Origin of the sequence: Mesorhizobium sp. B2-7-3 (assembly GCF_006440715.1) — a bacterium.
GTDB classification, from domain to species: Bacteria; Pseudomonadota; Alphaproteobacteria; order Rhizobiales; family Rhizobiaceae; genus Mesorhizobium; species Mesorhizobium australicum.
In genome coordinates this window covers 236873-258778 of record NZ_VFTY01000002.1, presented here as the reverse complement: position 1 = coordinate 258778, position 21906 = coordinate 236873, and the positions used below count along the sequence as shown (strand labels likewise).

Here is a 21906-nt window from a genome sequence, read left to right as displayed (position 1 = left end):
CGCTCAGAACACCTGGCGGAAGATGATGAACAGCACGAAGGCCAGCGTGATCGAGCACGGCAGGGTCAGCACCCAGGCGAGCAGCAGGTTGCGCACCGTCGACCATTGCAGGCCCGAGCCGTTGGCCGCCATGGTTCCGGCGACGCCGGACGACAGCACATGGGTCGTCGACACCGGCAGACCCAGACGGTCGGCCATGCCGATGGTGACCATCGCCACGAGTTCGGCGGCAGCGCCCTGGCCATAGGTCAGGTGGCTCTTGCCGATCTTCTCGCCGACCGTGACGACGATGCGTTTCCAGCCGACCATGGTGCCCAGGCCAAGCGCCAGGGCCACCGCGACCTTCACCCAGATCGGGATGAACTTCGTCGCGTTGTCGACGGCCTTGTGATAGTCGGTGACCGCCTTGAGATCGGCGGCCTCCATCGGCAGCAACTGCTTCTTGTCGATCAGTTTCAGCGCCTCGCCGATCAGATAGATGTCGTTGCGGGCGTTGCTGACCAGATCGGTCGGCACGGTGTCGACCGAAGCGTAAGGCTGCAGCTCGGCCGTCGTGTTGTGGATGTAGCTCTGCAGAGCGACGGTCGTCTTGTCGCTCCAGCTCCGGGTGCGCACGGCATCCTGCACGGCAGCCTTGGCATCCTTCGCATCGGCGACGGTGACACCGGGCTTCACATATTTGCCCAGCGCGGTCTCCACGCTGACCGAGGCCGACTTGTAGGCTTCGAGATAGTTGATGTCGGGCGTGCGGTTGAGCGCGTAGGCCGTCGGCACCACGCCGATCAGGATCAGCATGATCAGGCCCATGCCCTTCTGGCCGTCATTGGAGCCATGCGCAAAGCTGACGCCGGTACAGGTGAAGATCAGCAGCGCGCGGATCCACCAGGGCGGCGGGGCATTGCCTTTGGGCGCCTCGTAGAGCGCCGGATTGCGGACGAGAAGCTTCATCGCGTAGAGCAGGATCGCCGCGGCGAAGAAGCCGATGATCGGAGACACCAGCAGGGTTACGCCGACATTGGTCGCCTGCGACCAGTCGACGCCGCTGGTGGCGCTGCCGGCAGGTGCCATGAACTGGTTGGCGAGGCCGACGCCTATGATCGAACCGACCATCGTGTGCGAGCTCGACGCCGGCAGGCCGAGGAACCAGGTGCCGAGGTTCCACAGGATGGCGGCTACGAGCAGTGCGAACACCATGGCAAAGCCGGAGGAAGAACCGACCTGCAGGATCAGCTCGACCGGCAGCAGCGACAGGATGCCGAAGGCGACCGCGCCGCTGGAAGTGAGAACCCCGAGGAAATTGAAGGCGCCCGACCACATGACGGCGAACTCCGCCGGCAGCGAGCGTGTGTAGATGACGGTCGCCACCGCATTGGCGGTGTCATGGAACCCGTTGACGAATTCGAAGCCGAGCGCGATCAGCAAGGCGATGCCGAGCAGGATCCACGGCACCGTCTTGGCCACCGCCAGGTCCTGGCTAAGCGCGTAGCCGACATAGGCCACGCCGACCAGCACCAGCACACCGAAGACCGGCAGGAACCACTTCGCGCCACCCGAACTATCCAGCGGATGATCCGGCCTTGGAATGCCCGCCTCACTAGAAACTATGTCCACCATGTCCCACTCCTATTGCATTGCAGCAAAGAACTGGAAAAGACGCTATGTCCGGACGATGAACCCTGTGTGACGCCGGGAGAGGCTTGGCCTTACGCGCGGTCGCCTTCAGGCGGGACCGGAGCGTGTCTTCAGGATCGCCGAGAACAGCGGATCGAAGGCGCGGCTGATCGGCGCCGCCGCGGCTCCCAGCGCGATCGACCAGGGATCGGTGGTGCCGAGCTGCAGGCGTGGCAAGGGCCGGCCTGGCCGGTCGGCGATCGACGAAAGCAGCGGATGCATGGCCTCGACGAGCCGGCGCGCCAGCGCTTCCGGCGCGCCGCTGGTCAGGATTACTGTCTGCGGGTCGAAGATGGTTTCGATGAGATGCACGCTCCAGCGCAGATCATGGGCCGCGCCCTCGATCCAGCGCATGATCTTCACATCACCCGCCGCGGCCAGCGCGCCGATCTTTCCGTAGAGGTCCTCGTCGGCGGGATCGAGGCCAAGATGCTGGTAGAGCGAGGCGAGCGACGCGCGATGTTCGAGCGGTGTCGAGCCGGGACCGGCCGGCGACAGCAAGGCCATGCCGATTTCGCCGGCATTGCCATGGCCGCCGCTGTACAGTTCGCCGTTGAGGATCAGTCCGGCGCCAATGCCATAGCCGACATAAAGACACACTGCGTGGTCGACGCCGTGCGCGGCGCCGACGATGCGCTCGGCCGTCGCACAGGCGGCGGCATCGTTCTGCAGGCCGACATTCAGTCCCGTGCCCTTGGCCAGCATGTCCAGCAGCGGAAACTTCTGCCAGGCCGGCATCATCCATTTGTCATCCGAATTTTTCAGGCCGAACGGTCCGGGCATGGCGACACCCAGACCGACGAGGCGTTTTTCCGACTGCGACGAGATACCGGCCAGTTCGCGCCGGACGCCATCGATCAGGCCGAGGATCACCTCGACGCCCCTGGAGGGCTCATCGAAAGGCAGGTTCGCCTCGGCCCGCGCCAGCACGCGGCCCATCAGGTCGACCGCGACCGCCCGCGTCAGGTGACGGTCGATCTGAAGGCCGATGGCGAAAGCGCCTTCAGGCACCAGCCTGTAGGGGGTCGACGGTTGCCCCCTGCCCTTGCGCACCGCATCGAGCGCAACGACCAGGCCGTCGCGTTCCAGGTCCTCGATGATGTTGGAAACCGCCTGCTTGGTGAGCTGCGTCGCCCGCGCCAGATCGGCCCGCGACAGCGCGCCGTTGAGACGCAGCGCCTCGACCATGACACGGCGGTTATGCGCGCTCGTGCCTTCCTGGTTGGTGCCGCTCTTGGCACGAATTGGGCTGATGTCGTCCACCGGCGTTTCCCCTCTTGACACCATTAGAATATTGATCGACTAATTAAGTCAAGCGACTTGACTTAATGTGAACCGACCACCGCAAAACAAGATGGCCAAGGCTTCCGCCTGCCGCCACTGGTCAGCCGGCACCATCAGGTCACGCGACATGGATCCGGGAAGACGATGCCAAACATCTGGCAGCGCCGGCCCGTCAACGCTGCAATGGGAGAAGAAAATGCTTAAGACGATCCCCAAGACACTGGTCGGCGCGGTTTTTGCCGGAGGACTGTTCGTCCCCCAAGCTTTCGCCGAGACGACGCTCAACGCGCTTTTCATGGCGCAGGCCGCCTACAGCGAGGCTGACGTGCGTGCGATGACGGACGCCTTCACCAAGGCCAATCCGGACGTCAAGGTCAATCTCGAATTCGTCCCCTATGAGGGCCTGCACGACAAGACCGTGCTCGCCCAGGGGTCGGGCGGAGGCTATGACGTCGTCCTCTTCGACGTCATCTGGCCGGCCGAATACGCCACCAACAAGGTTCTGGTCGATGTGTCTTCCAAGATCACCGACGACATGAAGAAGGGCGTGTTGCCCGGCGCCTGGACCACGGTACAGTATGACGGCAAGTCCTATGGCATGCCGTGGATTCTCGACACCAAATACCTGTTTTACAACAAGGATATCCTGGAAAAGGCCGGCATCAAGGCCCCGCCGAAGACCTGGGAAGAACTCGGCGCACAGGCCAAGATCATCCAGGACAAGGGCCTGCTGAAGACGCCGATCGCGTGGAGCTGGTCGCAGGCGGAAGCGGCCATCTGCGACTATACCACGCTGGTCAGCGCCTATGGCGGCGACTTCCTCAAGGACGGCAAGCCGGACTTCCAGAATGGCGGCGGCCTGCTGGCCCTGAAATACATAGTCGACAGCTACAAGTCGGGTCTCACCAATCCCAATTCCAAGGAATTCCTCGAAGAGGACGTGCGCAAGGTTTTCGAAAACGGCGATGCCGCCTTCGCGCTGAACTGGACCTACATGTACAACATGGCCAACGACCCGAAGGACTCGAAGGTGGCCGGCAAGGTCGGCGTCGTGCCGGCGCCGGGCGTTGCCGGCACCAGCGAGGTGTCGGCCGTCAACGGTTCGATGGGTCTCGGCGTCACCGCGGTCTCGAAGCATCCCGACGAAGCCTGGAAGTACATCACCTTCATGACCTCGCAGGCGACGCAGAACCAGTACGCCAAGCTCTCGCTGCCGATCTGGGCCTCGTCCTATGACGACCCTACGGTCACCAAGGGCCAGGAAGAACTGATCGCCGCCGCCAAGCTCGGCCTGGCCGCCATGTATCCGCGTCCGACCACGCCGAAATACCAGGAGCTGTCGACCGCGCTGCAGCAGGCAATCCAGGAATCGCTGCTTGGTACGTCTTCTCCGGAAGACGCTCTGAAGACCGCCGCGCAGAACAGCGGCCTCTGAGACAAGCCAGTCGTTCGATACGGGCGGCACTACAGCGTTGCGTCCCTTATGACGCGCAAAAAACGCTGTAGCACTTTCTATCTTGCGCATGATCCTTTCCGGAAATCGGCCTCCGATTTCCGGGGTCATGCACGAGTGCCGCCCGTGCTATGTCCAGATCACAGATGAGAAAAGAGAGGCTGCTCTGATGTCGAGCACCTGGATGACGACCCGCGCATGGCTTTTGATGCTGCCTTTGCTCGTGGTCATGGTCGCCGTCATCGGCTGGCCGCTGGTCGATACGGTCGGGCTCTCCTTCACCGATGCCAAGCTGGTCGGCACGGCTGGCAATTTTGTCGGCTTCGACAATTATTCCAACATGCTGTCGAGCACCAACTTCTCGCGCACACTGATCACCACGACCCTGTTCGCGATCATTTCGGTTGCCGCCGAAATGGTGATCGGCGTCCTCGCCGCCCTGCTGCTCAACCAGGAGTTTCGCGGCCGCGCAATCCTGCGCGCCCTGATGATCCTGCCCTGGGCATTGCCCACGGTGGTCAACGCCACGCTGTGGCGGCTGATCTACAATCCCGAATATGGCGCGCTGAATGCCGCCTTGACGCAGTTGCACCTCATCGACGCCTATCGGTCCTGGCTCGGTGAGCCGGGAACGGCGCTGGCTGCCCTCATCGTTGCGGACTGCTGGAAGAACTTTCCGCTGGTGGCGCTGATCGCGCTCGCCGCCCTCCAAGCGGTGCCGCGTGACATCACCGCCGCCTCGCTGGTTGATGGAGCAGGACCGTTCAACCGTTTCCGCTTCGTCATCCTGCCCTATCTTGCCGGCCCGCTGATGGTGGCGCTGGTGCTGCGCACCATCGAGGCCTTCAAGGTCTTCGATATCATTTGGGTGATGACACGCGGCGGTCCTGCAAACACCACGCGAACACTCTCGATCCTCGTCTACCAGGAAGCGTTCTCCTTCCAGCGCGCCGGTTCGGGCGCGTCGCTGGCGCTGATCGTCACCTTGCTCGTCACGCTGCTCGCCGTCGCCTACGCCGCCCTGGTGCGAAAGACCGCCGGGAGCGCCGCCTGATGGAGCGCAAGAGCCTCGCCTTCACCGTCTTCATTTATGCCTGCGCGCTGCTGCTTGCCGCGATCATCCTGGCGCCTATCGCCTGGCTGTTCATCATGAGCATTTCGCCGGCCGCCGATCTCGCCGCCAAGCCGCTGCGCTGGTGGCCGCAGGCAGCCGACTTCTCCCGCTACCAGCAATTGCTGTCGACGGCCGAAAACAGCGCCGGCGCCGCCTTCACCTCGTCGCTGCGCAACAGTCTTGAGATCGCCGCCATGGCGACGCTGGCGGCACTCGCCTTGGCCATCCCCGCCGGCTGGGCGGTTTCGCGCACACCGTCGATCGGCTGGTCGCTGTCGATGGTCATCGCCACCTACATGCTGCCGCCGGTGGCGCTCGCCGTGCCGCTCTATATGGGCCTGTCGCATCTTGGCCTGCTCAACAATGTCTTCGGCCTGACGCTTGTGTATCTCACCATACTGGCGCCCTTCACCACCTGGCTGATGAAATCCGGCTTCGATTCCATCCCGCGCGAGATCGAGGCGGCGGCGATGATCGACGGCGCCGGCCTATTCCAGACACTGCGCATCATCACATTGCCGCTGGCCGCGCCCGTGATGGCGACATCGGCGTTGTTCGCCGTGCTGCTGGCCTGGGACGAATTCTTCTACGCGCTGCTGTTTACCTCCGACCAGCGCGCCAAGACGCTCACCGTCGCCATCGCCGATTTGGCCGGCGGCCGTGTTTCCGACTATGGATTGATCGCCACGGCCGGCGTGCTGGCCGCCTTGCCGCCGGTGCTGATCGGTCTCGTCATGCAGCGGGCACTGATCTCGGGCCTGACCAGCGGCGGTGTGAAAGGATGACCATGACTGTAACAGGAACTCGGCCGGCCGGACTGACCGCCATCGACCGCGAAATGGCGCGCCAGCACGCCGATGCGCGTGCTTCGTTCGAGAACAACGCTGCCATGGCGGCAGACGTCGCCGCTTCGATCAGGAAGAGCGGCCGCCTGCTTCTGCTTGGCATGGGCGGCTCGCACGCCGTCGGCCGTGCCGTCGAGCCGCTCTATCGTGCACTCGGCATCGATGCGCTGGCGCTGCCACTGTCCGAGCAGCTCGGCCAGCCATTGCCGCTGGCGGACCGGACGGTGCTTGTGACTTCGCAATCCGGCGAGAGCGCCGAAGTCGTCAGATGGTTTGCGCAGGCCGGCGGCAGCTCGGACGTTTTCGGCCTGACGCTCGAAGGCGGTTCATTTCTCGCCCGCACCGCGCCTTGCCTGGTCGGCGCCGGCGGCACGGAGCTGGCTTTCGCCGCGACCCGCAGCCTGACCGTGACCCTGGCCCTGCACCTGGCCATCCTCGCGGCTCTGGGCGAGGATCCGGCTCCTGCCCTTGCCATGCTCGAGGCTCCGCAGGATTGCGATATCGCCCAAGCACTCGTCGCGCTTGGCAAGGTGGCCACGATCGTCACCTCCGGCCGCCGCCTGCAGGGCGTGGCCGAAGCCCTGGCGCTTGGCTTGACCGAACTGTCGCGGCTGCCCTGCTTTTCGCTCGAGGGCGGCCAGTTGCGGCACGGGCCGATGGAGATGCTTGGCCCGCAGATCGGTGTTGTCCTGTTTCGCGGCGCCGACCCGACTTCGGAGCTGGTGACCGCGATGGCACTTTCGGTGGTCGAAACCGGCGCGCCGCTGGTCATCTTCGACGCGTCCGGACAAGCGCCGGTCGCCGGGGCCGTCACGCTCACGTTCAAACCAGCCGCGGGGATGGCCGCTATCCTCGCAATGCTGCCGGTGGCACAGCGCCTGATGATCGCCTTCGCGGACGGTCGCGTCGACAATGCGGGCACGCCGGTGCGCACCACCAAGATCACCAGGAGCGAGTGATGCGCCCGCTGGCGGTGATCGGCAACGTCAATGTCGACCTGATCGTCGGCCCGGTCGCGCCATGGCCGAAGGCGGGAACCGAGACCGTCGTCGACCATGACGAATTGCGCGTCGGCGGCCAGGCCGGCAACACCGGGCTCGCCTGGCAAGCGCTGGGCGTCGACTTTGCGATTGCCGCCAATGTCGGTGACGACCAGTTCGGCCGCTGGCTTGGTGAGGCTTTTGGCGTCCGCGCCGCGAAATGGGCTATCCGGCCCGAAGGCACGACATTGTCGGTCGGGATGACCCACCCCGATGGCGAACGGACCTTCTTCACCACACGCGGGCACTTGCCACGCTTCGGCCTCGCCGATGTCTTGTCGGTTCTCGACGGCCCCGTACTCTCCGGTGGCTACGCCCTGCTCTGCGGCTCCTTCCTGACGGAAGACCTCACGCGCGACTACAATGCTTTTTTCGACTGGGCCGACAGCCACGGCGTTGCCGTGGCACTCGATACAGGCTGGCCGATCGATGGCTGGACCGCGGCCAATTGCGCCGCGACGAGGACGTGGCTGTCGCGCTGCGCGCTGGCGCTGTTCAACGAGGTTGAGACGGTGACCCTGGCGGGGTTGCCAAGTCCGGCGGAAGCGGCGCGTGAAATCCGATCCAGCATGAGGCAAGGCGCGACCTTCGTCGTCAAGCGCGGGCCACGCGGCGCCATCGCCATCGGCCCGGACGGCACTCTCGTCGAAGCCGCCGCGCCCGACGTCAGGGTGGTCGACACGATCGGTGCCGGCGACGTCTTCAATGCCGCCTTCCTGGCCGCATTGGCACAGGAACGGCCGCTGTCCGCTTGCCTCCGCGCCGCTACGCACGTCGCCTCGCGCGCCATTTCCACCTTGCCCCGCAACTATGGCGGGCCGATGCAGTTTGAGGGTCCCATGCATGAGCGCGCTTGAAATCCATGGCATCCGCAAGAGCTACGGCAGCGTCGAGACGCTGAAAGGCATCGACATCGCGCTGCAGAGCGGTGAATTCCTGGTGCTGCTCGGCTCGTCGGGCTGCGGAAAATCGACGCTGCTCAACATCATCGCCGGCCTTGCCGAGGCGACCAGCGGCGACGTCCTGATCGGTGGCCGCTCGATCCTCGGCGTGCACCCCAAGAACCGCGATATCGCCATGGTCTTCCAGTCTTACGCGCTCTATCCGAACCTGACCGTGCGCCGCAACATCGGCTTTGGACTGGAGATGCGCGGCGTCGCGGCCGACGAGCGCGACAGGGCGGTGAACGAAGCGGCAAGGCTGCTGCAGATCGAGGCTCTGCTCGATCGCAAGCCGAGTCAGCTTTCCGGCGGCCAGCGCCAGCGCGTCGCCATCGGCAGGGCCCTGGTGCGCAAGCCGCAGGTCTTCCTGTTCGACGAGCCGCTGTCCAATCTCGACGCCAAACTGCGCCTGGAAATGCGCACGGAATTGAAGCGCCTGCACCAAATGCTGCGGACGACCGTCGTCTACGTCACCCATGACCAGATCGAGGCGATGACGCTGGCCAGCCGCATCGCCGTCATGCGCGACGGCCGGATCGAGCAGCTCGGCACCCCCGAGGAGATCTACAACGACCCGGCGACACTGTACGTCGCCGGCTTTGTCGGCGCGCCGTCGATGAACATGCTGCAGGCCACCGTCACCGACGGCAAGCTGGCCATTGCCGGATCCGATGTACGGATCCCAGTGCCGGCACGCTATGCGAATGCGGCACGCGAGGGCGCACAAATGGTCGTCGGCATCAGGCCGGAAGCGCTGCGTGCGGCGACCGGAGCCGCCGCGGAGCCGTCACTGCCCGTGGAGATCGAGGTCGTCGAACTGACCGGGCCCGAGCTGGTCACCACGGCGCGGATCGGCACGCAACGGCTGACGGCTAGCCTGCCGCCGCGGGCCCAATTCGCCAAGGGCGAACAGCGCAACCTCGCCTTCGACGAGGCCGCGCTTCGCTTGTTCGATCCTTCGACGGGCAAGGCCCTGTAAGCGCCGTCGATTGAACGATCGCGGCAGCGTCGTCCTCCTCGCGCGCAGGCAAGCCTATTTGGCGATATCGAGAAGTGACGATACCAGCAGGTCCCGTTCGTCCTTTGACAGCACGTCGGAATCGAACAGGTTCATGCTGCGCAGTCCTTCAATGGCGAGATAGCAGACCAGAAGGGATTTGAGGTCCGGCGCCTCGCCCTTCAGGCGCTCGAAAAGCTGCCGCTTGAATGTCTTGATCGGCATCATGAAATCGGGATCCTCGGCGATCGCCGAGAATATCCAGGACGCCGATGGCTGCTTCTCCTCGCAATCCTCGGCTGACAGCTTGATATAGACGGCGAGGGGATTTTTGCCCTTGTCGTTGCTGTTGGCGGATTCCAGCGCTTGCTCGAAATCGCGCAGATAGCCTTCGACCAGGCCTTGCATCAATTTCGCCTTGGTGGGGAAGTTGTAGAGCAGCCCGCCCTTCGACACGCCGGCGCGGTTGGCGACGGCATCGAGCGACAGGCTGCCGGGCCCGGATTCCCGGGCAACATCAGCCGCCGCGGCGAGAATCTTCTCGCGCGAGTTCGGTCGTTGGGCTCTCATGGCGCCTCCCATCGCAAGCTTAGGCCCAATTGACAAGACCGTCCAGACGGTACAGTAAGACCGCCACTATTTGAAATCGGGACCCGCAGTCGATATGTGTCCCGATGTCCGCGCTTCGCGCCGGATTTTCGACTGAGGGGACTTCCTTGTTCAAGCGCATACTCCGTGTCTTTATCGTTATTGTGGTCCTTGCCGTGCTCGTCATCGTGGTCGGCGGGATCGTCGGTTTCAACTTCCTGCGCGACAACGGCATCAAGCAGTATTTCGCCACCATGAAGCCGCCGGCGGCGACCGTGTCGACAACCATCGCCAAGCCGTCGAACTGGACACCGGGCGTCGAGGCCATCGGTACGGTGCGGGCCGTGCGCGGTGTCGACCTGACGGTCGAGACCGCCGGCATCGTCAAGGAAATCCCCTTCCATGCCAACCAGAAGGTGGCGGCCAACGCGGTGCTGCTGCAACTCGACGACGCCGTCGAGCGCGCCGATCTCGATGCGCAGAAGGCGCAGGCGGCACTCGATCAGACCACGCTGACCCGCGCCGTCGAACTGACAAGGCGTGGCGTCGGCTCCGACTCGACGCTGGACACGGCGCGTGCGGCGGCGTCCGCTTCGGCGTCCCAGGTCACTAGGCTGCAGGCCGTGCTCGACCAGAAGCAGCTTACCGCACCTTTCGCCGGCACGGTCGGCATTCCGAGGATCGACCTCGGCCAGTATCTGGCACCCGGCACCGCGGTGGTGACGCTGCAGGACCTCGACACGATGCGGGTCGACTTCTCGGTTCCCGAACAGCAGCTGCCGCTGCTCAAGATTGGCCAGACGGTCCGCCTGGGCCTTGGCGGCAGCGACGACATGCCCTTTGCCGGCGCCATTCGCGGCATCGACCCCAAGATCGACCCCTCCAGCCGGCTGGTGAACATCCGGGCGGAAGTTGCCAATCCCGAAGGCAAATTGACCCCAGGTCAGTTCGTGCAGGTGCGTGTCGAACTGCCCGAGGAGCAGAACGTGCTGTCACTGCCGCAGACGGCACTGACCACCAGCCTCTATGGCGACTACATATTCGTGGTGCAGCCGGCGAAGCCCGCCGGGGCAGCCCCGGCGCAGCCAGCCAAGCCGGACGAAAAGCCGGCGGCGGCCACCGACAAGCCCGCGGATGCCAAGGCGGCAGACGCCAAGCCGGCAGACGCCATGAAACCCGCCGCCGATGCCATGAAGCCGGCCGCTGACGCAGCCAAGCCAGCGGACAAGGCCGCTGCCGATGCCGCCAAGCCAGCGGCGGCCGATCCGGCCAAGCCGGCGGCGGAAGGCGACAAACCGGCGCTTGTGCTGTCACAGGTCTTCGTCAAGCCCGGCCGCCGCAATCAAGGCATGGTCGAGATCGTCGAAGGGCTGAAGGCCGGCGACGAGGTCGTCACCGCGGGCCAGAACCGCCTCTTCAACGGCATGACCGTCAACGTCGACAACACGATCGACCCGACCAAATCGGCGAACAAGCAGGCCGACCAGCAATGAGCTTTTCCGATCTCTTCATCCGCCGGCCCGTCCTTTCGACGGTTCTTGCCTGCATGATCCTGCTGCTCGGTTTCCAGGGCATCTTCAACCTGTCGATCCGGCAGTATCCGAAGGTCGACGAGACCGCGATCACAATCACGACAGCCTATCCGGGCGCCAGCGCCGACCTGATCCAGGGCTTCATTTCCGCCCCGATCGCGCGCGCCGTCGCCTCGACCGAGAACATCGACTACGTAACCTCGTCCAGCCGTCCCTCCTCCAGCACCGTGACGGTGCAGATGAAGCTCGGTTCCAACCCAGACGTCGCGTTGACCGAAGTGCTGTCCAAGGTCCAGGGCGTGCGCGGCACCTTGCCGGACGCCTCCAAGGACCCGGTCATCGTCAAGGGTACGGGTCAGCAGTTCGCGATGATGTACATCTCGATGCAGAATCCGAACATGACCAAGGAGCAGCTGACCGAGTATATCGAGCGCGTCATCAGGCCCCGCATGTCAACGGTCGAAGGCGTCGCCGACGTGCAGATCTTCGGCGCCCAGGAATACTCGATGCGCGTCTGGATCGACCCGGTCAGGCTTGCCGCGCGCGGCGTGACGGCGGCCGAAGTACTGACAGCGATCAACAATTCCAACTTCCTGTCGGCGCCCGGCAACACCCAGAACGAATATGTCGTCTCGTCGATCACCGTGCGCTCGACGCTGCAGACACCGGAAGCCTTCGCCGCGCTGCCATTGCGCTCGACCGACGGCAATGTCGTGCGCCTGCGCGACGTGGCCCGCGTCGAACTGGCCGCCGCGAACACCGACACCAGGGTTTCCTTCAACGGCAAGCCCGGCACCTTCCTCGCCATCTTCCCGACCCCGGCAGCCAATCCGCTGACCACGGCGGCGGCACTCACCAAGCTCGTCCCGCAGATTCAGGAGACGCTGCCGAAGGGCATGACGATCGAAGTCGTCTACGACGCGACCGGACAGATCAGCGCCTCGATCGACGAGGTGTTCAAGACCATCGGCGAGGCGGTCGCCATCGTCGTCGTCGTCATCCTCCTCTTCCTCGGTTCGTTCCGCTCGGTGCTGATGCCGATCATCACCATCCCGCTGTCGCTGATCGGCGTCTGCTTCCTTTTGTTCGCGGTAGGCTATTCGATCAACCTTCTGTCGCTGCTGGCCATGGTGCTGGCGATCGGCCTTGTGGTCGACGACGCCATCGTGGTGGTGGAAAATATCCACCGTCACATGGAAGAGGATCACATGCCGCCCATGCAGGCAGCCTTCAGCGGCATGCGCGAGATCGCGTCGGCCATCGTCGCCATGACCATGACGCTGGCCGCCGTGTTCGCGCCGCTGGCCTTCACCGGCGGCCTGACCGGCGCCCTGTTCCGCGAATTCGCGGTGACGCTCGCCGGATCGGTGGTGCTGTCTGGCATCATTGCTATCACCATCACGCCGATGATGTCGGCGCGCCTCCTGAAGCCCGGCAATGCCGGCCGTTTCCAGCGCATCGTCGACGGCACCTTCGCGCGCGTCGAGCATGTCTACGAGCGCGCCGTCACCGGATCTCTTAACTATCGCCCGCTGACGCTGCTCATCGTGCTGGCGCTTGTCGGTGTGACCGGCTTCATGTTCACCAAGACCTCGACGGAACTGGCGCCGGAAGAGGATCAGGGCTTCCTGCTCTCGCTGGTGACGGGGCCGCGCTATGCGACCTCCGATTATACCGAGACGTACGTCAATCAGATCCTGGGCCTGGTGAAGGACATTCCCGAAACGCGGGCGCAATTCTCGGCCGTCGCCTTCGGTGGTACGACCAACAGCGCCTTCGTCGGTTTTGCCTTCAAGGATTGGGCGGAGCGGAAGCGCAATTCGAAGGAGCTGCAGGCCGACATTACGGCTCGTATCGCCAAGGTGGCGGGTGTCCAGGCCTTCGTCTTCGCGCCGCCGACTCTGCCGGGCTCTGGCGGCGGCTTGCCGATTTCCATGGTGGTGCGCTCGACCGGCGATTCCGCTCAGGTCTACGAGGAAGCCGAGAAAATCAAGAACAAGGCGCAGGCCTCGGGCCGCTTCATCGTCGTGCAGAATTCGATGGCCTATGACGCACCGCAGGTGACGGTGACCATCGATCGCGACCGCGCCGCCGCCCTCAACCTGCCGATCGCCGATATCGGCCGGACGCTGACGCTGCTGGTCGGCGGTGCCGAAGTGGCGCAATTCGACCGCGACTCCAACTCCTATGACATCATCCCGCAGGTGCCGCAGGAATTCCGCGACAACCCTGAAAAGCTCGGCGAATACTTCGTGCGCAGCGTGACGGGAGAGATGGTGCCGTTGTCGGCCGTGGTGACGATTTCGAACAATGCGTCGCCGGCGGCGATCGAGCAGTTCAACCAGCTGAATTCGTCGACGATCTCGGCGCTGCCGCTGCCCGGCGTCACCACGGGCGACGGTTTGAAAGTGCTCGAGGACATCGCCAGGGAGAGCCTGCCCGACACTTTCTTCATCGATTATTCCGGCCAGTCCCGGCAGGAGAAGGAACAGGGCAACACGATCCTGATCGCTTTCGGCGCGGCCGTCATCGTCATCTACCTGGTGCTGGCGGCGCAGTTCGAAAGCTTCCGCGATCCGCTGATCATCATGATGGCGGTGCCACTGTCGATCTTCGGCGCGATCGTGCCGCTCAATCTGGGCCTCGGCACGCTCAACATCTATACCCAGGTCGGACTGATCACGCTGATCGGCCTGATCACCAAGCACGGCATCCTGCTGGTCGAATTCGCCAACCAGCAGCGAGAACTGCATGGCATGCGGCGGCGTGACGCCATCATCGCCTCGGCCAAGGTGCGCCTGCGGCCGATCCTGATGACGACGGCGGCGATGGCGCTGGGCGTGGTGCCGCTGATCGTTTCCAGCGGCGCCGGTGCCGCGGCCCGCTATTCGATGGGCCTGGTCATCTTCACCGGCATCCTGGTCGGCACCATGTTCACACTGTTCGTCGTACCGATGTTCTATACCTTCATCGCCAGCAAGGACCTGCCGCATCTGGCGGAAAAGCCGGATCCCAAGCTGATGCCGGCGCTGCCGAGCTGAGGCACGGGGCGCAAGACACAAAAAGAGGCCGGGATTTCTCCGGCCTTTTTTTGGCGATCGCTCCAGCAACTCCGGCATAATGGCCGAATGCGGCAACCTGCCTGCTACTTGACGATGACGATGCTGGTGTTGGCCGCTCCGAACGTCTCGACGAGCTGGTAGAAATCGGCGGCGTTGTCCGGGTGCAGCCGTACGCAGCCATGCGATGCGGGCTGGCCGAGGCGCTTGATGGCATAGGTGGCGTGGACCGCGTAGCCGCCGCTGAAAAACACCGAATGTGGCATCGGCGCGTTGTCGTATTTCTTCGAGTACCACATCTCATGCATGCGCGTCGGCTTGAACGAGCCGGTCGGCGTCACGTGCGCCCTGTCGCCAGTGGAAACCTTCCAGGCGAAAGTCGGCCGGCCGTCGACCGAGACTTCCATGACCTGCTGCGACAGCGAAACGCGGGCAACGATGCTGTTGGCGGCATGGGCGGCGTTGGCGCCGAACAGAAGTGCACTGCCCATGAGCGTGGCGGCGGTGATGTTGATCAACTTTGCGGAAATGGTGGTGTGCATGATGTCCCCTCTCTCTGCCGGCCCGGCCGGCTCCAATTTGATGACGCGGCTTATCCCAGCGGCATGTTTCGAAAGGACTTCGCTAAATGCTCGTTTGTGTTTCGAATCTGTTTCCGCTGATTAACAGGACAATCACCCTGTTTGATGGCGCTCCATTCCGGACACGGGGCCAAGGATGAAGGAGTCAGGCATTCACTCTGAAACGAAAGTTCGAGTTGTCTCCTACATGAAAGAGTTTGTCTCAATCCGAAACCAATCTGCAACAAAGTGCGGTTTTGGGCGGCATGATCCGGATACCGACCGGATGCAAAAGTTGACGCAACGAAAGCAGACGGCAACGACCAAGGGAACGAAAACGAACATACGCTCCTGGCTCTTCAGGATCAGCATCACGGCGGCGGCTGTCGGCGGCGGCACCATTGCCGGCGGCCCCGTGCGCGGCTGGCGGCGATGAGTTCGAGCGGCATTTCGACCCTGCACGTCGCCCTGTTTGCGCCACGGTCTGGATCGTTTCCAGCCTGCGCATCGCCCAGTTGAAGGCCCTCTGGCGGGTTGGCCTTCGGCTGCTGGCATTGCGCGGCCCCTCCGGCAACTTGCTGCCGAGAGGACCGAAGGCCCGCGCCGCGACGGGGGGCTCCGTGGGCGGCGCGGGCACTTCGGGAGTTCCTGAAGCGACCCGCTACACAGTCATCTTTTTGGGGAATTCAGATCATGAAGACAAAATTCGCGGCTTCCGTGCTTTCCGCACTGCTCTATGCGCAGGGCCTGCTCGGCTTTGCCGCACTCGCCAGCGTGCTGCTCAAGGAACGCGCTCACGCAAGCGAGTTCGCCGTCGGCGGCGAAATGGCCTCGGGCCCGTCATTGCTGGTAGTGCGCTGAACCTCGCGGGCATCGGCGCGGGAAAATGGAAAGTCCGATGCTCATCCGGCGAACCAGCAGGAAAACACAGCCGTCAGTCGGCGAATTGCCGTGGCGGATCGAACCTGTAGCCGGCGCCGCGTATGGTGGTGATGGTCTCGGTGTCGAGCTTGCGGCGCAGTCGCACGATGCGCGAGTCGATCGAGCGATCGAAGGCGTCGGCATTCTCGGCCGGCGCGGCTGCGATAATGTCGTCCCGCGTCAGTACCTTGCGCGGGCTCGCCAGGAACAGCCTGAGGAGCGCCACCTGGCCGGGCGAGAGCTGCTCCTGCGTACCGGAGCGATGCATGACCATCGCCGATCTCAGGTCGACGGTTGCGTTCTCCAGCACGATCAGCTCCTGGGTACCCCTGCCGCGCCGCGAAAGCAGGCCACCGACACGCGCGGCGAGTTCCCTGACATTGAGCGGACTTTCGACGACGTCGGCGGCGCCGAGCTCGAGCGCCAACACCTTGTCGAGGAGATCGGCCGGCCGGCATATCAGGATGAAATCCGGTCCATGCTCCCCACCCCCAGCTTGGCCGCCAAAACGCCTGAGCAGATCCCGCCCTTCCGCCTGGCTGAGACTGTCCCCGACAACGACAACGTCGATGCCGCCGCCCGACAGCAGCGATTCCGCCTCCCAGGGCTGCCGCGCCCGGCGCACGTCGTGGCCCCGCCGCTCGAGATGGTCGGCAAGCTCGCTCGCGACGACCTCGGCGACGGAAACAAGCGCGATGACGGCTCGTGCGGCCATGTTTTCCAACCGTTCCCTGGCAACCGGATATGAGTGCTGGACATCATGTTTATACCCAATCTACTTTCCACTGAAAGTGGGAGCGAGAGCATCGTGCGGGCAAGAATTGTCATCGTCGAGGATGAGCCCGACCTCAGGGACGCGGTCGCCGAATATCTCGGCGCCGCCGGCTATGATGTTTCGACCGCTGAAACCGCGGCCGCCGCGCGCGGCCTGATCGAGACGCAGTCCTTCCATCTGGCTATCCTCGACATCGCCATGCCGGGCGAGGATGGCTTGTCGCTCGGCCGCTGGCTGCGCTCGAAAATGCCGATCGGCATCATCTATGCGACCGCTGCCGGCACCGCGCTCGACCGCATCGTCGGACTGGAACTCGGCGCCGACGACTATATCGTCAAGCCGTATGAACTGCGCGAGGTGCTGGCCAGGGTGCGCAGCGTGCTGCGCCGTGTTCCCCAGCCGACGGAGCCGCAGGACAGGAAGGCCAGCACGGATCGCCGCTCCGTCGCTTTCGGCCCCTTCCAGGCCGATCTCGACGGCAGGATGGTCACCGGCGCCAACGGCACGGTGATCGACATGGCCAAGAGCGAATTCGACGTGCTGGAGGTTTTCCTGACCCGCGCCAACCGGCTGCTGACCAGGGCCGCGATCTCCGAGGCGATCGGCTTCACCGAGGATCCGGAATCGTCGCGCGCCGTCGATATCCGCATCATGCGCCTGCGCAAGAAGATCGAGACGGACCCGGCCAACCCGAAATTCCTGCGCACGGTGCGTGGCGAAGGCTATATTTTCTCGCTGCCGGCCGGCGACGGCAGCTGAGCGTCAGACCGAGGAAGTCCGCTCCGCAGCCGTTGCCAGCCGATCGATTGGCGTGACTCTGGACTAATGGCTGACAATGATGGGCGACACGGCAAGCACGGACATGCAGGGTTTCAGGCAGGGCGCGGCGATGGCCGCCGTGCGTGTCGTGCGCCGGCTGCGCGAGGCCGGCGACTGGCAGCGCGAAATGGACGGCATACTGGAGACGCTGTGCCACGCCATGGAGTGCCAGCGCGGCATCCTGTTCCGCCTGCGCGAATTGCCCGGCCAGGGTTTCGCCCAGTCGGTCGCTGCCTACTGGATCGATCCTGACTTCGGCGGCGAACTGGCCTCACCGACCGTCATCATGCAGTCGATCGTCAATTCGGATCCGCTGCTTGAGCGGCTGGCCGAGGATGAGCGGCAGGGCAAGATTTTCGCTGGCCATACGCGCGATCTCGAAGGATTCCTGAGGGCCGATTTCGAGAAGCAGAACATCAAGTCGTTCCTGTCGGTCTCGGTCTTCGCGCACGGCCATCTGTGGGGCACGCTGGCCGTCAATGACTGCGTCGAAGAGCGGGAATGGACCGACGAGGAGGAGGCGACGCTGCACATCGTCGCCCTCGCCATCGGCGACGCTATCGAACACTCGCCCTCGGACGCCCATGCCAGCGAAGTGATCCGCCGCACCATGCTGCAGGCCTCGCTCGACGCCATTATCGTCATCGACGAGGCCGGGTCGATCATCGAATTCAATCCGGCCGCCGAGAAGATGTTCGGCTTCCTGCGCAGCGATATCCTCGGCAAGGACCTGCTCGACACGGTCGTTCCTGAATATTACCGCAAGGGCTATGCCTCGGGGGCCGACTACATGTCCGGCCGCGGCGCCCCGATGGTCGGCCAGCGGCTCGAGACCGTGACGCAGAATGCCGCCGGCGAGGTGTTTCCGATCGAACTGACGGCGACCGAGATGCGGGTCGCCGACCGCCGCCTAATCTTTGGCTCGATCCGCGACCTGCGCGACAGGCTGCGCGCCGAGGAAGAGATCAACCGGCAGCGCGAGAAGTTGCACCAGAACGAGAAGATGGCGGCGATGGGCTCGCTGCTTGCCGGCGTCTCGCACGAACTCAACAATCCGCTGGCCGTCGTCGTGGCCCAGTCGACGCTGCTGCATGAATTCGCCTCGGATCCGCAGACCAAGGTCCGGGCCGAAAAGGTTCGTGCCGCCGCCGAGCGCTGCGGGCGCATCGTCAAAAGCTTCCTGTCGATGGTCCGCCTCCATCCGGCGGCACAGGCCGAGACCGATCTCAACCAGGTGATCCGCGCCGCTCTCGAAGTGACCGCCTACGGCGCGCGCTCGAGCGGCATCGTCATCGATACCGATTTCGCGCCAGGTCCGCTGCTCGCCATGGCCGATGCCGACCACGTGACACAGGTGGCGGCCAATTTCCTCATCAACAGCCAGCATGCCCTAGCCGGCGTCGCCGGCGACCGCCTGATCAAGGTGCGGAGCTTCCGCAGCGATCGGGGCAATCCCGGTTTCTCGGTCGAGGACAACGGGCCCGGCATTCCCGAAGCCATCCGTTCGCGCATTTTCGAATCCTATTTCACCACCAAGCCGGTCGGCGTCGGCACCGGCATTGGCCTGTCGATCTCGAAATCGATCATCGAACGGCACAACGGCAATGTCTGGTTCGAGGAGGTGTTGCCGAGAGGCGCGCGTTTCGTCGTCCAGTTGCCGGCGATCTCTGCGGGCATCGCCGCCGGCGGCGAAAGCCAGCCACGATCGAGCGGCCTGCGCCATGCGCTGATCATCGATGACGAGCCTGACGTCGCCGGTTCCCTGTCCGATATTCTCGAACTGATGGGCATCAAGTCGCGGATCGCGCCGCTCTGGGAATCGGGCGCCGCCACCTTGGGTGGCCACATGCCCCCCGATATCGTCTTTTCGGATCTGCGCATGCCCGGCATATCAGGCATTTCGATCTACCGCGAACTGCTCGCCGAACGGCCCGACCTGGCGCGGCGTTTCGTGCTCGTCACCGGCGACCTGATCGGCGCGAAGGCGGAAGTCGAAGCCTTGCCGTCGCAGCAGCGGCCACAGATCCTCGAAAAACCGTTCAGCACGCTGGATGTACGCAGTGTGCTTTCGACCATCGCCGAGCAGGCCGCGTTGAAAGCATAAAAAAGGCTCCCGGCCGACATCGCGGCGGGAGCCGAAGCGAGCGCGAGAAGCGCTCGGGGAGGTAGGGCATGATCCCCAAACGGGAACCGGTTTCGGGATCATGCCCCGGCAGAAACGCAGAGGCAGAAATCAGAAGATGTTGGGCGTGCTGGTCAGCGGCGCGGCGTTGGCGATCATGCGGATCGCGCGGGTCTTGTGCGTTCCGGACTCCTCGGCAATGGCGCGCAGGCAATCCACGCTCTCGGCGCCCCAGGCCTGCCCCCTGCAGGCGAAATCGATTGTCGGCATAGGCAGGCGGGCGGTCGTGGTCGTGGTCGGCGCGCCTTCGATGACGTTGGCGGGCGGGTTCAACGAAGCGAAGGCTGGGCCGACCGTCGGCGTGAACGCCATGCCGGCGAAGGCGCAAGCAGCCAGCGCCATGAACATTCCCATCGGGTGGTCGCTGGCGCGCTGGCGAAGGGCCAGCTTCGGGCGGCGGCCAGCGCGCTCTGGAGCTTGAAAGCGGTTGCCGCTGGTGATCTGGACTTTCGCATGCATCATCATCCCCTTCGTTGATTTTCTTTTTGCGATTAAACGAATTTAATCGCGCCTTGTAACGGTGCAAAGGTGACGAGAGCTTGGCAATGTAACCGGATTGAAACATCGATACGGGCAAAACCGGGCAGGGTCGGTCATTGGCTGTTTTGGCCCGGGGGGTGGCGGTTGCAAGACGTGCACGACCGGTAGCCGCGTGAACGATTGGCGGCGCGAGCCAGCGATCGGGGGCAGTTACGGAACTCTGGCTAAGATCCGGATTTTCCGGGGTTTTCGAAGCCCGCAACGGCGCGGGATTCCCATGGAACCAGCGCCGACATTTTCGCTGCGGAACAGTCACATTTCCACAAGCCATTGCATTTCAATGCAAAATATGATTATATTGAATGCATATTCAATAAAAGAAGAGACGTTTTATGAACCCGCACCTCCGTGACGTGGCAATCCCGAACGATTGGGACCGGCGGGGACTGCCGGGCTGGAGCTACCATTCCGACGCCCTTCTCGAACTGGAGAAAGAGCATGTGTTCCGCAATCATTGGCAGATCGTCGGGCATGTCTGCGACATCCCGGACGCCGGCGACTACCTCACCATGGATGTCATTGGCGAACGCGCCCTGATCGTGCGCGGCAAGGACGGCGTGGTGCGCGGTTTCAACAACATGTGCCGCCACCGCGGCAGCCGCGTCGTGGCCGACAGCCAGGGCAATTGCAAGAACGCGCTGGTCTGTCCGTTCCACGGCTGGGTCTACAATCTCGACGGCACGCTGCGCGGTGCCGCCCGCCCGCGCTCCTTCCCCGACCTCGACAAGACCGAGTTCGGCCTGATGCCGCTCGACCTCGAAATCTGGATGGGCTTCATCTTCATCCGCTTCCGCAATGGCGGGCCACAACCCTCCGTCGCCGAGCTGCTGAGGCCGATCGAACCCGAATTCGCGCATTACAAGGCCGCCGACATGGTGCCTTCCTGGGGCATCTGGACCCAGAAGACGCCGGTCAACTGGAAGTCGGTGCGCGACGTCGACAATGAAGGCTATCATGTCGCCATGGCGCATCCGGCCTTGCAGGATCTCTACGGCGCCACCTATTTCGACGAGCCCTTCGTCAATGGCGTGTCGCGCTCCTTCGCCACCTACAACCCGCATGCCGGCCGCCGCTGGAGCGTGAAGAACTACGTCAAGATCGCGCCGGAGCCGACGCATCTGCCTGACCATCTCAGGAAGGCCTGGGTCTATTACGGCATCTTCCCCAACGCCGTTCTGTCGGTGATGCCGGAATCAGTGCAGTTCTATCAGGAGTTCCCGCTGTCGACGGGTGAGACGCTGCTGCGCGGCGCCATCTATCGCTACCGCGACGAGAGCCGAGAGCAGGCCGCCGCCCGCTACCTCTCCTTCCGCATCGATCGCGACACCATGTCGGAAGATGTGCAGCTCTCGGTCTGGTCGAACGAATCCATGCTGTCCGAGGCTTTCGATGGCTTTTATCTCTCCGACCTCGAATATGGCGTGCGCACCCACCACGACCACCTGCGCAAGCAGGTTCCGGTGCTCGGCCTGGAAACAGCGCCGGAAGAAAAGGACATGTGGAATTTGAACGACGCGCTGCGGAGCCGGGCGTAACAACCCTGCTGATTGGCGAAGCCGCCGATGACAGCGCCCCTCTCCCCATC

General features: G+C 64.0%; 19 protein-coding genes. 13 read left to right on the top strand and 6 right to left on the bottom strand.

Annotated features, from left to right (window positions below):
• Nucleotides 1–3 precede the first annotated feature (3 nt).
• Both FJW04_RS05285 and FJW04_RS05280 read right to left on the bottom strand, forming a co-directional pair.
• Complete coding sequence (locus FJW04_RS05285) at nucleotides 4–1614, bottom strand: inorganic phosphate transporter (RefSeq protein WP_140712765.1); 1611 nt, start codon at nucleotides 1612–1614, stop codon at nucleotides 4–6.
• A 105-nt stretch (nucleotides 1615–1719) separates the two neighbouring features.
• Nucleotides 1720–2934 (bottom strand): ROK family transcriptional regulator, encoded by a 1215-nt coding sequence (locus FJW04_RS05280; protein WP_140712763.1) that lies wholly within the window; start codon nucleotides 2932–2934, stop codon nucleotides 1720–1722.
• A gap of 217 nt (nucleotides 2935–3151) precedes the next feature.
• On the opposite strand from FJW04_RS05280, the gene FJW04_RS05275 reads away from it, so the two are divergent.
• The 6 genes from FJW04_RS05275 to ugpC all read left to right on the top strand — a co-directional run bounded on the left by FJW04_RS05275 (nucleotide 3152) and on the right by ugpC (nucleotide 9327).
• Entirely contained in the window at nucleotides 3152–4390 is a 1239-nt protein-coding gene (locus FJW04_RS05275) for an extracellular solute-binding protein (protein ID WP_140712761.1), read from the top strand.
• Nucleotides 4391–4577: 187 nt separating this feature from the next.
• Nucleotides 4578–5462: a sugar ABC transporter permease gene (locus FJW04_RS05270; RefSeq protein WP_140712759.1), complete on the top strand. Its 885-nt coding sequence runs from the start codon at nucleotides 4578–4580 to the stop codon at nucleotides 5460–5462.
• Entirely contained in the window at nucleotides 5462–6307 is an 846-nt protein-coding gene (locus tag FJW04_RS05265) for a carbohydrate ABC transporter permease (RefSeq protein ID WP_140662936.1), read from the top strand. The genes FJW04_RS05270 and FJW04_RS05265 overlap by 1 nt, the downstream gene beginning before the upstream one ends.
• A 2-nt stretch (nucleotides 6308–6309) precedes the next feature.
• Complete coding sequence (locus tag FJW04_RS05260) at nucleotides 6310–7326, top strand: SIS domain-containing protein (RefSeq protein WP_140712757.1); 1017 nt, start codon at nucleotides 6310–6312, stop codon at nucleotides 7324–7326.
• A complete protein-coding gene (locus tag FJW04_RS05255; protein ID WP_140712755.1) occupies nucleotides 7326–8264 on the top strand; it encodes a PfkB family carbohydrate kinase in 939 nt (312 codons plus the stop codon). Before FJW04_RS05260 ends, FJW04_RS05255 begins: the two co-directional genes overlap by 1 nt.
• Nucleotides 8251–9327, top strand: coding sequence for a sn-glycerol-3-phosphate ABC transporter ATP-binding protein UgpC (ugpC, locus tag FJW04_RS05250; protein ID WP_140712753.1), 1077 nt, complete (start codon nucleotides 8251–8253; stop codon nucleotides 9325–9327). Before FJW04_RS05255 ends, ugpC begins: the two co-directional genes overlap by 14 nt.
• A gap of 54 nt (nucleotides 9328–9381) precedes the next feature.
• On the opposite strand, the gene FJW04_RS05245 is transcribed toward ugpC, so the two are convergent.
• Nucleotides 9382–9915, bottom strand: coding sequence for a TetR/AcrR family transcriptional regulator (locus FJW04_RS05245; protein ID WP_140712751.1), 534 nt, complete (start codon nucleotides 9913–9915; stop codon nucleotides 9382–9384).
• 146 nt (nucleotides 9916–10061) lie between these two features.
• On the opposite strand from FJW04_RS05245, the gene FJW04_RS05240 reads away from it, so the two are divergent.
• On the top strand, nucleotides 10062–11426 hold the full coding sequence (locus FJW04_RS05240; protein WP_140712749.1) for an efflux RND transporter periplasmic adaptor subunit: 1365 nt from the start codon (nucleotides 10062–10064) through the stop codon (nucleotides 11424–11426).
• The gene (locus tag FJW04_RS05235) at nucleotides 11423–14506 is read left to right on the top strand and encodes an efflux RND transporter permease subunit (RefSeq protein WP_140712747.1); all 3084 of its coding nucleotides are present in this window, start codon (nucleotides 11423–11425) and stop codon (nucleotides 14504–14506) included. Before FJW04_RS05240 ends, FJW04_RS05235 begins: the two co-directional genes overlap by 4 nt.
• A 104-nt stretch (nucleotides 14507–14610) precedes the next feature.
• Here the strand turns inward: FJW04_RS05235 and FJW04_RS05230 are convergent, their stop codons facing one another.
• On the bottom strand, nucleotides 14611–15066 hold the full coding sequence (locus FJW04_RS05230; RefSeq protein WP_140712745.1) for a L,D-transpeptidase: 456 nt from the start codon (nucleotides 15064–15066) through the stop codon (nucleotides 14611–14613).
• Between the two features lie 175 nt (nucleotides 15067–15241).
• Here FJW04_RS05230 and FJW04_RS30210 point away from each other — a divergent pair, with 175 nt between their 5' ends.
• On the top strand, nucleotides 15242–15520 hold the full coding sequence (locus FJW04_RS30210; RefSeq protein ID WP_246673719.1) for a hypothetical protein: 279 nt from the start codon (nucleotides 15242–15244) through the stop codon (nucleotides 15518–15520).
• A 257-nt stretch (nucleotides 15521–15777) separates the two neighbouring features.
• Nucleotides 15778–15945 (top strand): hypothetical protein, encoded by a 168-nt coding sequence (locus FJW04_RS05220; RefSeq protein WP_015315429.1) that lies wholly within the window; start codon nucleotides 15778–15780, stop codon nucleotides 15943–15945.
• 73 nt (nucleotides 15946–16018) lie between these two features.
• Here FJW04_RS05220 and FJW04_RS05215 read toward each other — a convergent pair whose 3' ends face one another.
• Nucleotides 16019–16720 (bottom strand): response regulator transcription factor, encoded by a 702-nt coding sequence (locus FJW04_RS05215; protein WP_015315428.1) that lies wholly within the window; start codon nucleotides 16718–16720, stop codon nucleotides 16019–16021.
• Between the two features lie 45 nt (nucleotides 16721–16765).
• On the opposite strand from FJW04_RS05215, the gene FJW04_RS05210 reads away from it, so the two are divergent.
• Both FJW04_RS05210 and FJW04_RS05205 read left to right on the top strand, forming a co-directional pair.
• Entirely contained in the window at nucleotides 16766–17539 is a 774-nt protein-coding gene (locus FJW04_RS05210) for a response regulator transcription factor (protein WP_181166299.1), read from the top strand.
• A 76-nt stretch (nucleotides 17540–17615) separates the two neighbouring features.
• Nucleotides 17616–19703, top strand: coding sequence for a PAS domain S-box protein (locus tag FJW04_RS05205; protein WP_181166300.1), 2088 nt, complete (start codon nucleotides 17616–17618; stop codon nucleotides 19701–19703).
• A gap of 129 nt (nucleotides 19704–19832) precedes the next feature.
• Here FJW04_RS05205 and FJW04_RS05200 read toward each other — a convergent pair whose 3' ends face one another.
• Nucleotides 19833–20240 carry a hypothetical protein gene (locus FJW04_RS05200; protein ID WP_140712743.1) on the bottom strand — a complete coding sequence of 136 codons (408 nt, stop codon included), beginning with the start codon at nucleotides 20238–20240 and terminating at the stop codon, nucleotides 19833–19835.
• Nucleotides 20241–20653: 413 nt separating this feature from the next.
• On the opposite strand from FJW04_RS05200, the gene FJW04_RS05195 reads away from it, so the two are divergent.
• Entirely contained in the window at nucleotides 20654–21856 is a 1203-nt protein-coding gene (locus tag FJW04_RS05195; protein ID WP_140712741.1) for an aromatic ring-hydroxylating dioxygenase subunit alpha, read from the top strand.
• The last annotated feature ends 50 nt before the right edge of the window (nucleotides 21857–21906 follow it).